The 15,012-nt window shown below is 71.3% G+C and carries 10 protein-coding genes; 7 read left to right on the top strand and 3 right to left on the bottom strand.

The genetic code is table 11. The features are described 5' to 3' along the window. Positions 1 to 27: 27 nt before the first annotated feature. The 3 genes from ABZT04_RS28465 to ABZT04_RS28455 are packed head-to-tail and all read right to left on the bottom strand — an operon-like array spanning position 28 to position 3,500. A complete protein-coding gene (locus ABZT04_RS28465) occupies positions 28 to 1,077 on the bottom strand; it encodes a TolB-like translocation protein (RefSeq protein WP_356059837.1) in 1,050 nt (349 codons plus the stop codon). Next, positions 1,074 to 2,609: an MFS transporter gene (locus tag ABZT04_RS28460; protein WP_356059836.1), complete on the bottom strand. Its 1,536-nt coding sequence runs from the start codon at positions 2,607 to 2,609 to the stop codon at positions 1,074 to 1,076. The genes ABZT04_RS28465 and ABZT04_RS28460 overlap by 4 nt, the downstream gene beginning before the upstream one ends. 27 nt (positions 2,610 to 2,636) lie before the next feature. After that, positions 2,637 to 3,500 carry a glycosyltransferase family 2 protein gene (locus ABZT04_RS28455; RefSeq protein WP_356059835.1) on the bottom strand — a complete coding sequence of 288 codons (864 nt, stop codon included), beginning with the start codon at positions 3,498 to 3,500 and terminating at the stop codon, positions 2,637 to 2,639. Between the two features lie 263 nt (positions 3,501 to 3,763). Between ABZT04_RS28455 and ABZT04_RS28450 the strand changes: the two genes are divergently transcribed. The 7 genes from ABZT04_RS28450 to ABZT04_RS28420 all read left to right on the top strand — a co-directional run bounded on the left by ABZT04_RS28450 (position 3,764) and on the right by ABZT04_RS28420 (position 15,009). Further along, a complete protein-coding gene (locus ABZT04_RS28450; RefSeq protein ID WP_356059834.1) occupies positions 3,764 to 5,170 on the top strand; it encodes a sugar transferase in 1,407 nt (468 codons plus the stop codon). A 50-nt stretch (positions 5,171 to 5,220) separates the two neighbouring features. Beyond that, a complete protein-coding gene (locus ABZT04_RS28445) occupies positions 5,221 to 6,276 on the top strand; it encodes a Gfo/Idh/MocA family oxidoreductase (RefSeq protein WP_356059833.1) in 1,056 nt (351 codons plus the stop codon). A gap of 29 nt (positions 6,277 to 6,305) precedes the next feature. Continuing rightward, positions 6,306 to 7,280: an NAD-dependent epimerase/dehydratase family protein gene (locus ABZT04_RS28440; protein WP_356059832.1), complete on the top strand. Its 975-nt coding sequence runs from the start codon at positions 6,306 to 6,308 to the stop codon at positions 7,278 to 7,280. Continuing rightward, positions 7,277 to 8,416: a DegT/DnrJ/EryC1/StrS family aminotransferase gene (locus tag ABZT04_RS28435; RefSeq protein WP_356059831.1), complete on the top strand. Its 1,140-nt coding sequence runs from the start codon at positions 7,277 to 7,279 to the stop codon at positions 8,414 to 8,416. The genes ABZT04_RS28440 and ABZT04_RS28435 overlap by 4 nt, the downstream gene beginning before the upstream one ends. After that, positions 8,413 to 10,218 (top strand): NeuD/PglB/VioB family sugar acetyltransferase, encoded by a 1,806-nt coding sequence (locus ABZT04_RS28430; protein WP_356059830.1) that lies wholly within the window; start codon positions 8,413 to 8,415, stop codon positions 10,216 to 10,218. Before ABZT04_RS28435 ends, ABZT04_RS28430 begins: the two co-directional genes overlap by 4 nt. A 73-nt stretch (positions 10,219 to 10,291) precedes the next feature. Beyond that, positions 10,292 to 13,900, top strand: a complete 3,609-nt coding sequence (locus tag ABZT04_RS28425) for a DUF4082 domain-containing protein (protein ID WP_356059829.1) — start codon at positions 10,292 to 10,294, stop codon at positions 13,898 to 13,900. A 62-nt stretch (positions 13,901 to 13,962) separates the two neighbouring features. Then, a complete protein-coding gene (locus ABZT04_RS28420) occupies positions 13,963 to 15,009 on the top strand; it encodes a glycosyltransferase (RefSeq protein ID WP_356059828.1) in 1,047 nt (348 codons plus the stop codon). The last annotated feature ends 3 nt before the right edge of the window (positions 15,010 to 15,012 follow it).

Below are 15,012 nucleotides of genomic sequence, written 5' to 3'. Positions count from 1 at the left end.
CTCGGCAGCAGAGCAACCGCTTCCGCCCTACAACGGCGCCGGCGAAGACGCGTCCGCGATCAGCAGCCGGGGCTTGCCCGTGCCGTCGGCCGGGACGCTCCACAGGTCGGTGTCGCCCACCTTGCCGTCGGTGGGGAGGGCGTAGGCGACGGTCCTGTCGTCGAGCCAGGTGGCCTGGTCGTCGACGCTGTGCTTTTCGGCCAGTGGTGTCTCGCGCAGGGTGCTCAGGTCGAGGACGTACTCGTGCCAGAGGTCCGTGCGGGACAGGACCCGCTTCTTGAAGGCGACCCGGGTCCCGTCGGGGGAGAGCGAGGGGCACTCCACGTTCTGGATCAGGGTGGTGACCGACCGGTGGGAGAGGGAACCCCGGACCAGGTAGGTCTTGCCGGCCGTGTTGAGGGTGGCGTAGAAGGTGTCGTCGTCGGAGGCGAAGGTGACGCCCCAGAAGTTGACGTCCGAGGCGTGGTAGGGCGTGCCGTCCTTGACGATGGAGAACGTCTCCAGGCTGGGGGTCAGCCGCATGGTGCGGGTGTCCAGGACCGAGGTCCGGGTGGAGAAGAAGGCGGAGGAGTAGGACTCGCCGGAGACGAAGACGGTCCAGGCGACGAAGCGGCCGCTCGGTGAGACCCGGGCCCGGCTGGGGGTGCCCGCGAGCGGGAAGCTGCGCAGGGTACGGAGCTTGTCGTCCAGGAGCAGGGCGCGGTTGCTCTGCCTGAGGACGCCGGGGGTGGACTGGAGGCAGACGCCGGTGCCCGCGGCGGCGTAGAAGCGGACGCACTTCAGGTTCGAGGCGGTCCGGCCGGCCCCCGGGTCGGTGGACGGGACCGAGGCGACGGCGGTGCGGTGCGGGCCGGCGGCAGCGTTGACGAAGGTCAGGCGGCGCTTCTGGTCGAGGGTCAACTTGCCCGTGCTGACGGCGGGATCGCCCGACTTCGGGCGGTCGGCCCGGTCCGCGCGGGCGGCGGCGTGCAGGACCACGCCCGTGCCGAGTCCGGTGAGGAGCAGGACCGCCGTGACGAGGATGAGCAGGCGGCGGCGGAGCGGTGGCATCTGGTTCCCTGTGGCTGTGGTGGTCATGAGCGGGCCTTGCCGGTCGGTCGTAGCACCAGGCCGGCGACGCACGCGCAGCACAGCAGGCCGATTGCCGCGCCGGCCAGCGCCGGGCCGTCACCCCACACGGTCCAGGCGGCGCCGAAGGCCAGCGAGCAGCAGAACCGGGCCAGCGCCTGGCTGGTGCCGACGACGGCGAGCCCGGTGGCGCGCAGTTGCTCGGGCACGATGTCGGCGAGCGCGGCCGGGAGCACGCCGTCGGTGGCGGCGTAGAAGATGCCGTGCAGGGCGAGGACGAGCGGCGGCAGGACAGGGGTGGCCGGGGCCCAGAGCAGGAGGGCGTAGCCGGTGAGCAGCGCCGCGTGCCCGGCGAGGAAGACGGTGCGCCGCCCGATCCGGTCGGCCAGTGCGCCGACGGGCATCGCGAGGAGCAGGAACACGACGGCGGTGCCCAGCGGCAGCAGCGTGAACCACTGCTCGCCGATGCCCGCGCGCCGTTGCAGCAGCAGGTAGACGAAGGCGTCGCTGACGGTGGTCAGACCGAGCAGCGCGGCACAGCCGGCGAGCGCCCGCAGGCGGGGCAGGCGCAGGAGCGCGAGCGCTTCGCGGAGGTCTACGGGCCGCTTGCCGCCCGCCGGTCGCGGGTCCTGCCGACCGTCGCGCTGGGCCGGCAGCGCGGGGGCGTCGGTGGGGCCGCCGTCATCCGTGGCGGCGGTCGGGTCCGGTCGCCCGGCGCGGGCGTTCGGCGCCGGGGACAGGTCGACGCGGTGCCCGCTGTCGTCCGTGGGGGTGGTCCGGTTCGGTTGCCCACCGCGCGCGGCCGGGTCGATGGAGTGCTCGCCCTCCGCCACGGCCGCGGGCGGTACGTCCGTGTCACCGGGTCCGCCCGACCGGCCCTCGGCGGCCGTAGCGGGCCGGGCGCCCTGCTCCTTGCCGGGTACGAACAGCACCAGTACGAGCACGCCGAGCGCCGCGACGCACGCGCTCACCCCGAACACGGCGTCGTAGCCGTCGGTGGCCGCGCGCAGGATGAAGAAGGCCGCGAGGGGGCCGAGCATCGCGCCGGTGGTGTCCATCGCGCGGTGCACGCCGAAGGCCCGGCCCTGGTTCTCGGGCGCGGTGGCCAGGGAGATCATCGCGTCGCGTGGGGCGGTGCGCAGGCCCTTGCCGGTGCGTTCCAGGGCGAGGACCGTGCCGAGGGCGCCGACACTGCTCGCCAGCAGGAGCAGCGGTTTGCAGAGCGCGGAGAGGCCGTAGCCGAGCCCGGCGATCAGCTTGTGGTTGCGGACCCGGTCGGAGAGGTGGCCGCCGATGAGCTGGACCAGTGCGCTGAAGCCGTTGTAGACGCCGTCGAGGGCGCCGAAGCCGAGCGGGCTGAAGCCGAGGGTGGTGACGAGGTAGAGCGGTAGGACGGCGGTGACCATCTCCGAGGAGATGTCGGTGATGAGGCTGACCGTGCCCAGGACGAACACGACCGGGGCGGCCCTGGAGCCCAGGCCGCGTCTTCGGCGCTGCGCGGTGTCCGAACTCGGCGGAGTGGAGCGGTCGGTGAGATACATGATCGAGAACTCCTGGTGCGGTGCGGGTCAGTTCTGCCGACTGCTCTCGTCCCGCAGCCAGGTGCCGAAGTCCTGTTCCCGGATGGCCTTTTCGGCCTTCCGTCGGGCCAGCAGCGCGGCCGCGACGAAGACGACGACCCCCAGGAACAGCCTCGGCTCCGCGCGGAGCAGGGCCGTCAGATCCGCTGTGCCGGTGCGCGCCGAGGCCTGTGCGGGAGCCTTGTGCTCCTCGACCTGGGCGGTGGACACCGCGGCCCGGATCCGCCGCCTGATCAAGTCCGGCCAGGTGCGCGGCGGATGGACCACGACACTGGCCGCGCCGACCACGCGCCGCTCCTCGGGGGCGAACGCCAGGGACGCGGCCAGGTCGTCCGCCATCAGCGGGGGCAGCGCGGCGATCCGGGCGTGCCCGGCCCGGGAGACCGCGATCACGCCCCGGCCGAACAACCCCTCGCGTACGGCGGGGAGTCGCTGCCAGACCCGGTAGTAGGCGCGCACCCGCCAGGCGCAGCCGGCCAGCGGGATGCGCCGCTCGGGGGCGGTGGCGAGGATGCCCGAGGCGGCGTCGTCCAGGGGCTCGGTGAGCGCCCGTACATCGGCGCCCGCGAGCACGACGTCGGCGTCCACGTACAGGCGCGGGAAGCCGCGCGCGTGGTCGTCGCCGGTCCGCAGAGCGGTGTGCTTGGAGGGGGTGGGGATCTCCACCACCCTTACCCGAGGCCCCCGTTGGGCCGCGACCCGAGCGGTGTCGTCCGTGCAGCCGTTGCATACGACCACGATGTCGGGCTCGCCGCCGGAGGAACCCGAGGGTCCGGAATCGGCCAGCAGCGCGTCGAGGAGTCGGCCGATGACCCGCTCTTCGTTGTGGGCCGGTATCACAATGCTCGTCACCTGGTGCAGTATGCCGTCGGTGTCTCTATTGCGATGTGTGTTTCGTCCAAGTGTTCCCGCGACTGCGGTCAGTGGTCTAGATTGAGGGCCGCCGCACCGGTTTGGGGGGTGCACGCAGTGACCAACATGCAGGGTGCGTGAGGTGGTTGGGGAACCGCCGAAGCTCCCTCGTTTTCTCTGTGCCGTGGTGCAGGAGAGCACTTCGGTAACCGCGCATGTGGTGGGGGGCCATGACCATTGAGGTCACGCATGAGCCGCTGGTTGTGGAACGTAGAAGTCCACAAGCTCGTCGAAGACGCTGGGAACAGAAGTACCGGATCGTCCTGCTGGTCGCGGACAGTTGCGCCGCGGTCGCCGCGGCCTTCCTGATCCACGCGGCCTACGGCCGCTGGGCGGTGGCCCTGGTGCTGCCCCCGGCCTGGATCGCGGCCATGGCCGCCCACCGCTCCTACGACCGCAGCACGCTGGGTCTGGGGACCGAGGAGTACCGACGGGTACTGCGCGGCGCGATCGCACTGCCGGCGCCGGCCGTCGTCGCCTACTGGTTGTTCGCCCACGATTCGGGCCTCCTTCATGACATGGTCATGGCTGCGGTGCCCGCCGTGGCGATCGCCCTCCCCGCCCGCTACGCGCTCCGCCGCCGACTGCACCGAAGATGGGCCCGGGGCCGGGGCGGCAGTGCGACGCTCCTGGTCGGACCGGCCCGCGGGGTCGCGGACCTGGTCGCCGTGTTGCGGCGCGGCTCGGCACAGGAGCTGCACGCGGCCGGGGTCTGCCTCAGCGATCCCGAGAACGCCGCCGACATAAGGAAGTTGGGGCTCCCCGTCCTCGGCGGCGTCGGCAACATGAACGACGTCATCCCGGCCCTCGGCATCGGCACCGTCGTGGCGCTCCCGGCGCCCGAGTTCGACGCCTCCGTCCTGCGCCGCATGTCCTGGACGGCCGCCGTCCAGGGCGTCGACTTCCTGCTGGCCCCCGTACTGACCGACGTGTCCGCCTCCCGGCTGGAGATACGGCCCACCAACGGCGTGCCGCTGGTCCGGGTCCAGGCACCGAACCTCTCCCGGCTGTCCCGGCTGCCCAAGGAGCTGCTGGACCGGTCCCTCGCGGCCCTGCTCCTGGCACTCCTCGCGCTGCCCATGCTGCTGATCGCCCTGGTCGTCCGGCTGGACAGCCCCGGCCCCGCACTGTTCCGGCAGCAGCGCGCGGGCCGCTACGGCGACTACTTCACGATGCTCAAGTTCCGTACCATGCGGCCGGATTCGGAGGCCCTGCGGGAGGAACTGGAACACCTCAACGAGAACAGCGACGGCCTGCTGTTCAAGGTGAAGCAGGACCCGCGCGTCACCCGCGTCGGATCGCTGCTGCGCCGCACCTCGCTCGACGAACTGCCGCAGCTCATCAATGTGATCGGCGGCCACATGTCGCTCGTCGGACCCCGCCCTCCGCTGCCCGAGGAGGTCGAGGAGTACACACCGGAGGTCAAGCGCCGGCTGCTCGTCAAACCGGGCCTGACCGGGCTGTGGCAGGTCAGCGGACGCTCCGACCTGCCCTGGGACGAGGCGGTCCGGCTCGACCTCGGATACGTGGACAACTGGTCGATGGGCCTCGACCTGGAGATTCTGCTGCGCACCGGGTCCGCGGTGGTGCGGGGAACGGGGGCCTACTGATGGACCACGGGGACCAAAGGGGCCAAAGGGGCCAAAGAGAGAGGAACCAAGTGACGCGGAGCAGCGAGCCGTTGGGGGTCGCGGTCGTCGGGGCCGGCTACTGGGGGCCCAACCTCGTACGCAACTTCCAGGCCAGTGAACGCTTCCGGTTGCGCTGGCTGTGCGACCTCGCCGTGGACCGGGCCGAACGCGTCCTGGGCCGCTACTCGACGGTCCAGGCGACCGCGGACTACGCGGCCGTCCTCGCCGATCCCTCCGTGGCGGCCGTCGCCGTCGCCACACCGGCCGGCACCCACCTCGACATCGCCCTGGCCGCCCTGCGCGCCGGCAAGCACGTCCTGGTGGAGAAGCCCCTCGCGGCGACGTACGCCGACGGCATGCGCCTGGTGGCCGAGGCGGAGGAGCGCGGGCTCACCCTGATGTGCGACCACACCTACTGCTACACCCCGGCGGTCGGCCGCATCCGGGAACTGGTCCGCTCCGGCGAACTCGGCGACATCCACTTCGTCGACTCGGTCCGCATCAACCTCGGGCTCGTCCAGAAGGACATCGACGTGATGTGGGACCTGGCCCCGCACGACCTGTCGATCCTGGACTTCATCCTCCCGGACAACGTCGAACCGGTCGCCGTCGCCGCCCACGGGGCCGACCCGATCGGCGCCGGACAGGCCTGCGTGGCCTATCTGACGCTCCAGCTCAACACCGGGGCCATCGCCCACGTGCACGTCAACTGGCTCTCCCCGACCAAGGTGCGCACCACCATGGTGGGCGGCGCCAAACGCACCTTGGTCTGGGACGACCTCAACCCCCTTCAGCGCGTGGCCATTTACGACCGGGGCGTGGACCTGGCCGCGCCCCAGGAGATCGACGCGGACGAGCGCCGCGACGCGCTCATCTCGTACCGCTCCGGCGACATGGTCGCGCCCGCCATCGGCGAGAAGGAGGCGCTGCGCAGCATGGTCGAGGAGTTCGCCGACGCGATCGGCGAGAGCCGGGCACCGCTCACCGACGGCCGGGCCGGCCTGCGCGTGCTGGACATCCTCGAAGCGGCGTCGCGAAGTCTCGCGTTCAAGGGCGCGGTCGTCGGTCTGCGCGCCGGGCGTTGAGCAACCAAACCACGGAGAGGGCACAGCAGTTGAGCAGCGTACGCGGCAAGAAGATCCTGGTCACCGGGGGAGCGGGCACCATCGGCTCCAACCTGGTCGACCTGCTGGCCGAGGGCGGCGCCCGCGAGGTCGTCGTACTCGACAACTTCGTGCGCGGGCGGACGGCCAACCTCGCCCGGGCCCTGCCCAGTGGCGTGGTCGAGGTCGTCGAGGGCGACATCCGGGACGCCGACACCGTACGGAAGGCCACCGAGGGCGCCGACCTGGTGTTCCACCTCGCCGCGATCCGCATCACCCAGTGCGCCGAGGAACCCCGGCTCGCCAACGAGGTGTTGGTCGACGGCACCTTCAACGTCCTGGAGGCGGCGGTCGAGGCCGGAGTGGGCAAGGTGATCGCCTCGTCCTCGGCCTCGGTCTACGGCATGGCCGAGACCTTCCCGACCACCGAGCGCCATCACGCCTACAACAACGACACGTTCTACGGCGCGGCCAAGGCCTTCAACGAGGGGATGCTGCGCAGCTTCCACGCCATGTCCGGACTGGACTACGTGGCGCTGCGCTACTTCAACGTCTACGGCCCCCGGATGGACATCCACGGCCTCTACACCGAGGTGCTCATCCGCTGGATGGAGCGCATCGAGGCGGGCGAGCCGCCGCTGATCCTCGGCGACGGCACGCAGACCATGGACTTCGTCGACGTCCGGGACATCGCCAGGGCCAATGTGCTGGCCGCCGAGTCGGACCTGACCGACGAGGTGTTCAACGTGGCCAGCGGCACCGAGACCTCGCTGCGCGAGCTGGCCGACGGCCTGCTCGAAGCCATGGGGGCGACCGGTCTGGAACCGGTGCACGGACCCGCCCGCAGCGTGAACTCGGTGGTACGGCGGCTCGCCGACACCTCGCGGGCCACCGAACGGCTCGGCTTCACGGCGGAGATCGACCTGCGCACGGGACTGCGCGATCTGGTCGCGTGGTGGCGCGCGGAGCGGGAGGCCGCCCGGTGAGCACCGACCGCATCCCCGTGATGATCCCCTGGCTCGGCGAGGACGAGGCGAAGGCAGCCTCCGACGCCGTGCTGTCCGGGTGGGTCGCCCAGGGGCCCCGCGTCGCCGCCTTCGAGCGGGCCTTCGCCGAACGGGTGGGCGCCGAGCACGGCATCGCCGTCAGCTCCTGCACCACCGCCCTGCACCTCTCGCTCGTCGCCCTCGGCCTCGGACCCGGCGACGAGGTCGTGGTGCCCTCGCTGTCCTTCATCGCCACCGCCAACGCCGTGCGCTACGTCGGGGCCGAGCCCGTGTTCGCCGACGTCGAGCCCGCCACCGGCAACCTGACCACGGCCACCGTGGACGCCGTACGAACTCCCCGTACCAGGGCGGTACTTGCCGTCCACCAGGGCGGGGTGCCCGCCGATGTCCACGCCTTGCGCGCCGCCTGCGCCGACTGGGACCTGCCGCTGGTCGAGGACGCGGCCTGCGCCATCGGCTCGACCGTCGGCGGCAAACCGGTGGGGCACGGCGCGCTGATCGCCGCCTGGTCCTTCCATCCCCGCAAGGTGGTCACCACCGGCGAGGGCGGCATGATCACCACCGACGACGCCGAGTGGGCGGCCCGCCTGCGCCGGCTGCGCGAGCACGGGATGAACGCCTCGGCGGCCGAGCGCCATGCCAGCAACAAGCCTGTCCTTGAGCAGTACTTGGAGGTCGGCTACAACTACCGGATGACGGACGTCCAGGCCGCGATCGGCCTCGTCCAACTCGGCAAGCTCGACACGATGATCGCCCGCCGACGTGAACTGGCCGCCCGCTACACCGCGTTGCTCCAGGACGTCCCCGGCCTCACCCCGGTGACCGATCCCGCGCACGGGCAGAGCAACTACCAGTCCTACTGGGTGCAGTTGGCCGCCGACTTCCCCGTCGGCCGCGACGACCTCCTCGCCGCGCTCGCCGAGGCCGGTGTCTCCGCCCGGCGCGGCATCATGGCCTCGCACCTCGAACCCGCCTACGCCGACCACCCCGCCAGGCCGTTGCCGGTCACCGAGCGGATCAGCCGCGGGTCGCTGATCCTGCCGCTGTTCCACACGATGACCGAGGCCCAGCAGGACCGGGTCGTCGCGGCACTGCGCGAACAGGCCCGAAGATGAACGGACTTGTCATCGTCGGCGCGGGCGGATTCGCGCGGGAGACCGCACAGGCGGTGGCGGACACGGGCGAGTTCAAGCTGCTCGGACACCTCGACGACAACCCGGCCCTGCACGGCACCGACATGGACGGCGTGCCGGTACTCGGCGGCTGCGACCTCGTCCACGAACTGCCCGAGGCACGGGTGGTGATCTGCGTCGGCAACCCCGGCGACTACGCGGCCCGCGCCCGGCTGGTCCGCCGGCTCGCCCTCCCCGCGGACCGCTACGCCACCGTGATCCACCCGACGGCCTCCGTGTCGCGGACGTCGACGGTCGGCCCCGGCTCGGTCCTGCTCGCGCACTGCGTCCTGACCGCCGCCGTACGGGTGGGCGCGCAGGTCGCGGTGATGCCGCAGGTCGTCCTCACCCACGACGACGTGGTCGAGGACTACGCCACGCTCGCGTCCGGCGTCCGCCTGGGGGGCGGGGTCCGGCTGGAGCGCGGCGCCTATGTGGGGGCCGGGGCCCTGGTCAGGGAGGGGAGGACGGTCGGCGCCTGGTCGCTGACCGGCATGGGGAGCACGGTGCTCGGCGACATACCGCCGGGCGAGGTCTGGGCGGGGAGCCCGGCCCGCAGACTGCGCGCGGCGCCCGCGCCCGCACTGGACGAACTGTCGACACAGCAACCGGGGGGGACCAGTCGCATGACCCACATACCGCTGGTGGATCTGAAGGCGGCCCACGCCGAGGTCGCCGACGACGTACGCGCAGGCTTCGAGCGGGTGTTGGCGAACACCGCGTTCGTCGGCGGCGACGAGGTGGCGGCCTTCGAGCGCGAGTACGCCGACTTCGGCCGGGTCGCGCACTGCGTGGGCGTCGCCAACGGCACCGACGCCCTCGAACTCGCCCTGCGCGCGAGCGGGGTGGGGGTCGGTGACGAGGTCGTGATCCCCGCCAACACCTTCATCGCCACCGCGGGCGCGGTCGCCAGGATCGGCGCCCGGCCCGTCCTGGCCGACTGCCTGCCCGACACCTACCTCCTCGACCCGCGGGCCGCGCTGGACGCGGTCGGCCCGGCGACCCGCGCGGTGGTGCCGGTGCACCTCTACGGGCAGTTGGCCGATGTGGCGGCGCTGACGGCCCAACTGCCCGAGCGGGTAAGGGTCGTGGAGGACGCCGCGCAGTGCCAGGGCGCGACCCGCGACGGCCGGACGCCGGGCAGCGGCTCCATCGCGGCCACCAGTTTCTACCCGGGCAAGAACCTCGGTGCCTACGGCGACGCGGGCGCGGTCCTCACCGACGACCGTGAACTCGCCGACCTGGTACGGGCGATCGCCAACCACGGCGGTGTCGCCAAGTACCGCCACGACGTCCCCGGGTTCAACAGCCGCCTCGACGGACTCCAGGCCGTCGTCCTGCGGGCCAAGCTCGCCCGGCTCGCCGACGGCAACGCGGCCCGGCGCACGGCCGCCGCCCGCTACGACGAGCTGCTCGCCGAACTCGCCGCCGCCGGACGGGTCGTCCTCCCGACCACGGCGCCCGGCAGCCTCCACGTCTGGCACCTGTACGTCGTCCAGGTCGCCGGCGCCGACCGCGACGACGTCGTCGGCAAGCTCAACGCCGAGGGCATCGGTGCCGGAGTGCACTACCCGGCACCGGTCCACCTCACCGAGGCGTACCGCGGGCTCGGTTACGGCCGAGGCGACTTCCCGAACGCGGAGCGGGCGGCGGACCGGATCCTCTCGCTGCCGCTCTACCCGCAGATCACCCCCGACCAGCAGCGACGAGTCGTGGACGTGTTCACCGACGCCCTCGGCCGCTGACCGGTCCCCTGAGGTTCAGCAACACGACCCGCCCCCAGGGGTCGGTCCAGCACAGCACTGCTGAGAGGTACACATGAAAAGATGGAGCAGACGGCTCCGGGGCGGCCGCCTCGCCGTCATAGCAGCCTTGATCCTGGCGGTGCTCCCGCTGGCCGGGTCCGCCCAGGCGGTGTCCGATCCCTGCGGATCGGGCAGCAACCCCATCGTCTGCGAGAACTCCAAGACGGGCAGCCCGATGTCCGACTGGTTCTCGCCCAACGCCTACGGTGACATCCAGGGCTTCTCCACCAAGGAGAGCGTCCAGGCGGGCGACACCGTCCAGTTCAAGGTCCAGTCGAAGGTCTCCTACACCGTCGAGATCTACCGACTGGGCTGGTACGGCGGTGACGGCGCGCGCGAGATGTCGACCGCGGCCCAGGCAGCCGTGACCCACCCCGCCAACTTCACCACCAGCCCGGCCAGTTGCACCACCAAGAACACCGGCCTGGTCGACTGCGGCAACTGGCCCGTGACCGCGAGCTGGACCGTTCCCAGCGACGCCGTGTCCGGCCTGTACATCGCCAACCTGACGCAGACCGACGGCGACGGCCTGATGCCGTACCCGTTCGTCGTCCGCAAGGACTCCTCCACCTCCGACGTCGTCGTGCAGACCAGCGACCAGACCTGGCAGGCCTACAACGACTACGGCGGCCAGGACCTCTACGGAGGCCTGGGCCCCGCGCCGGACGGCCGCGCCTACGAGGTCAGTTACAACCGGCCGTTGGACATCGGCGGCGACAACGGCATCTACGGGTCCGAGTTCATGATGCTGTCCTGGCTGGAGCGCAACGGCTACGACGTCAGCTACACCTCCGGCGTGGACGTCTCGGCGTCGACCGGCGCCGCCCTGCTGGAGAAACACAAGGTGTACATGTCCTCCGGGCATGACGAGTACTGGACGCAGAGCCAGTACTCCAATGTCCTGGCCGCGCGAAAGGCCGGCGTCCAGCAGGCGTTCTTCAGCGGCAACGAGGTCTTCTGGAAGACCAGGCTCGCTCCGAGCATCGACGGCACCAACACCGCCGACCGCACCCTGGTCTGCTACAAGATGACCAAGATGGCGCAGTCCAACGGGATCGCCGACCCCAGCGGCACGTGGACCGGTACCTGGATGGACCCGGCCAGCACGAACTACGGGCAGAGCTACCAGCCGCCGAACATCCTCACCGGCTCCATGTTCACGGTGAACGGCTACCGCAGCGACGCCATCACCGTCCCCGGCTCGTACGGCAGGAATCGGATCTGGCGCAACACCTCCATCGCGAACCTCACGTCGAGCCAGACGGCCACCTTCCCGACCGGCACGCTCGGTTACGAGTGGGACAGCGACATCGGCAACAGCACCAGACCCGCCGGCGCGATCGACGTGTCGTCCACGACGGTCGACATCCAGGACGCCAAGCTCCGCATGGACTGGGGGAACGTCTACGGCAACGGCACCGCGACGCACAATCTCGTCGAGTTCCGCGACCAGGACTCCGGGGCCCTGGTGTTCGGGGCCGGAACCGTGCAGTGGTCGTGGGGTCTGACCAACATCCCGACCTACAACCCCGACGACACGGTGGTCACCGAGGACGCCCGGATGCAGCAGGCGACGGTGAACGTCCTCGCCGACATGGGTGTCCAGCCGCACACCCTGCAGAGCAACCTCGTCGCCGCCACCGCCACGACCGACACCACCGGCCCGGCCGTCACGGTGACGGCTCCGGCCTCCGGGGTCACCGTCCCGGCGCTGAAGCCGGTCACCATCACGGGTACCGCCGCCGACTCCGGCGGGGGCGTGGTGGCCCGCGTGGAGGTGTCCACGGACGGCGGCACGACCTGGAACGCCGCCAGCGGTCTGACGTCCTGGAGCTACAGCTGGACGCCGACGACCCCGGGCTCGGAGTCGATCAAGGTCCGCGCGGTGGACGACAGCGTCAACATCGGCGCCGTCACCACCGTCCCGGTGACCGTCGGCCCGCAGGCCTGCCCCTGCTCCATCTGGCCGGCCTCGGCGGTGCCCGGCACCGTCAACGCGGGTGACGGCAGTTCGCTGGAGCTGGGTGTCAAGATCCGTACCACGGTGGCCGGTTCGATCACCGGGGTCCGCTTCTACAAGTCGCCGGCCAACACCGGCACCCACTCCGGCAGCCTGTGGAGCGCCTCCGGCACCCGCCTGGCCACCGGCACCTTCACAGGCGAGACGGCCTCCGGCTGGCAGCAGCTCAACTTCGCCACCCCGGTGACCGTCAAGGCCAACACCACCTATGTCGCCTCGTACTTCGCCCCCAACGGCGGATACTCCTACGACGGCGGCGCCTTCAGCGACGGCCCAGCCGGCCTCGCCCCGCTCACCGCGCTCCAGTCCGGCACCGACGGCGGCAACGGCGTCTACCACTACGGTTCGACGAGCGCCTTTCCGTCCTCGGCGTCCTCGGGCAGCAACTACTGGGTCGACGTGGTGCTGGACACCTCGACGGCCAGCACGACCCCGCCCACGGTGAGTTCGACCTCGCCGACCTCGGGGGCGACCGGTGTGTCCATCACGGCACCGGTGTCGGCGACGTTCAGCTCGGCCGTCGACGCGGACAGCCTCACGTTCACCGTGAAGGACCCGGACGGCAACACCGTGCCAGGGGCTGTGACGCTCCCCTCGTCGAACAAGGCGACCTTCACCCCGTCGACGGAACTGGAGCTCAACACCACCTACACCGCGTCCGTCCAGGCCTCCGACCTGTGGGGCAACGCCATGACGGCCCCGGTGACGTGGACCTTCCACACCAGTTCCACCCCGCCCGCGGTCACCTGCCCGTGCACCCTGTGGAACGCCTCCATCGTGCCGGCCACGACCGATGTCACCGGGGACTCCAACTCCCTTGAGCTGGGCACCCGGTTCAAGTCCTCGGCGGCCGGCTGGATCACCGGCGTCACCTTCTACAAGGGGACCGGCAACACCGGCACCCACACCGGCAGTCTCTGGTCCGACGACGGCACTTTGCTGGCGTCGGGCACCTTCACCAACGAGACGGCCACCGGCTGGCAGACGCTGACCTTCGCCTCTCCGGTGGCGGTCACCGCGGACACGTCGTACGTCGTCTCGTACCACGCGCCCAACGGCAACTACGCGGTGGACGGCGGCTACTTCGCCGCGGCCCACCAGTCCTATCCGCTGACCGCGACCGCCGACACGGCCTCGGCGCACAACGGTCTCTACCGCTACGGCTCCGACGTCGCGTTCCCCAACGGCTCCTACGGATCCGCGAACTACTGGGTCGGCCCGGTCTTCACCGCCGACGACCCGAGCGGATCGCTGGCCGCGGAGACCGCCGCCTCGGAGGTGACCGCGTCCTCGCTGACGCACACCGCCGACGCGGCCGGTGCCCTGGTCACGACGCTGCCCGCCAAGACCGATGTGTCGTCGGTCAAGGCGACGGTGACGATCCTGCCCGGGGCCCGAGCGGCCGCCGCCAGGAAGCTCCACGTCACCGCCGTCGTGTCGTACGACAAGGCCACGCACAAGGCGTCCGTCCATCTGTCGGCACCGCTGCCGGACGGCGCCCGGTTCAAGATCACGGTCACGGTCACGGACAAGCACCGGCACACGGTGAGGTCGCACACCTGGTCCATGGAGAGCAAGACCGTCCGCAAGAAGAAGCACTAGCACCCACCGGTGGCGGCCCCCTCCAACCCGGGGGCCGCCACCGGGGATTGGCCTTCCCACCGATGAGTACCGTCAGTGTTGTCATCCCCTGCTACAAGTACGGCCATTTCCTCGCCGACTGCGTGAGCAGCGTCCTGGACGAGCAGGACGGCGTTGACGTCCGGGTCCTCATCATCGACGACGCCTCGCCCGACGACTCCGCGGAGACCGCGCACAAGCTCGCCGCCGCCGACCCCCGCATCGAGGTCCTGGTCCACGAGACCAACAAGGGCCACATCGCCACCTACAACGAAGGCCTGCTCGAATGGGCCGACGGCGACTACGTGGCGCTCCTGTCCGCCGACGACCGGCTGGTCCCAGGAGCCCTGGTCCGGTCCGCCGCACTCCTGGACGCCCACCCCGAGGCCGGCTTCGCCTACGGACGCCCCCTCCGCTTCCAGCACGGCGGCCCCCTGCCGGCCGCCCGCACACGGAGCACCGGCTCCGTCGTCTACCCCGGGCAGTGGTGGCTGGAGCGGCGCTTCAGCGAGGGCACCGGCTGCATCACCTCACCGGAAGTCGTCGTCCGCACCAGCCTCCAGCGCGCCGTCGGCGGCTACGACCCGGCCCTGCCGCACGCCGGCGACATCGAGATGTGGATGCGGCTCGCCGCACACGCCGACGTCGGCTATGTACGCGGCGCCGACCAGGCCTTCTACCGCGTCCACGGCAAGAACATGTCCACGACCGACTTCGGCGGCCAACTGGACGACCTGCGCCAACGCCTGGTGGCCTTCGACTCGGTGCTGGTGAAGTGCGCCGACCAACTGCCCCAGGCCGAGCGCCTGGCCCAGCAGGTCCACACCAGGCTCGCCCGCTTCGCGCTGCGCCGGGCCTACCGCGCCTACGACCGGGGGCGCACCGGCGTCGTACCGGTCGACGAGTGCGTGGCCTTCGCCGAGGAGTGCCTGCCGGGGTACGCCAAGCTGCCCGAGTACCGCGCGCTGCGGCTGCGGCGGCGGATCGGCGCCAAGGCGATGCCGTATCTGCAGCCCCTGGTGTGGTCGGCCGTGGCCGAGCGCGGGCGGGAGGCGCTGTGGTGGGAGTCGTGGAAGCGCCGCGGTATCTGATGA

The sequence above is a fragment of the Streptomyces sp. NPDC005492 genome, assembly GCF_040605995.1.
Lineage (GTDB): Bacteria > Actinomycetota > Actinomycetes > Streptomycetales > Streptomycetaceae > Streptomyces.
This window is presented reverse-complemented; position numbering and strand designations above follow the sequence as displayed.

Coding starts and splice junctions, on each gene's coding strand:
- ABZT04_RS28420 (WP_356059828.1), top strand. CDS start 13,963: ATGAGTACCGTCAGTGTTGTCATCCCCTGCTACAAGTACGGCCATTTC.
- ABZT04_RS28465 (WP_356059837.1), bottom strand. CDS start 1,077: ATGACCACCACAGCCACAGGGAACCAGATGCCACCGCTCCGCCGCCGC.
- ABZT04_RS28425 (WP_356059829.1), top strand. CDS start 10,292: ATGAAAAGATGGAGCAGACGGCTCCGGGGCGGCCGCCTCGCCGTCATA.
- ABZT04_RS28460 (WP_356059836.1), bottom strand. CDS start 2,609: ATGTATCTCACCGACCGCTCCACTCCGCCGAGTTCGGACACCGCGCAG.
- ABZT04_RS28430 (WP_356059830.1), top strand. CDS start 8,413: ATGAACGGACTTGTCATCGTCGGCGCGGGCGGATTCGCGCGGGAGACC.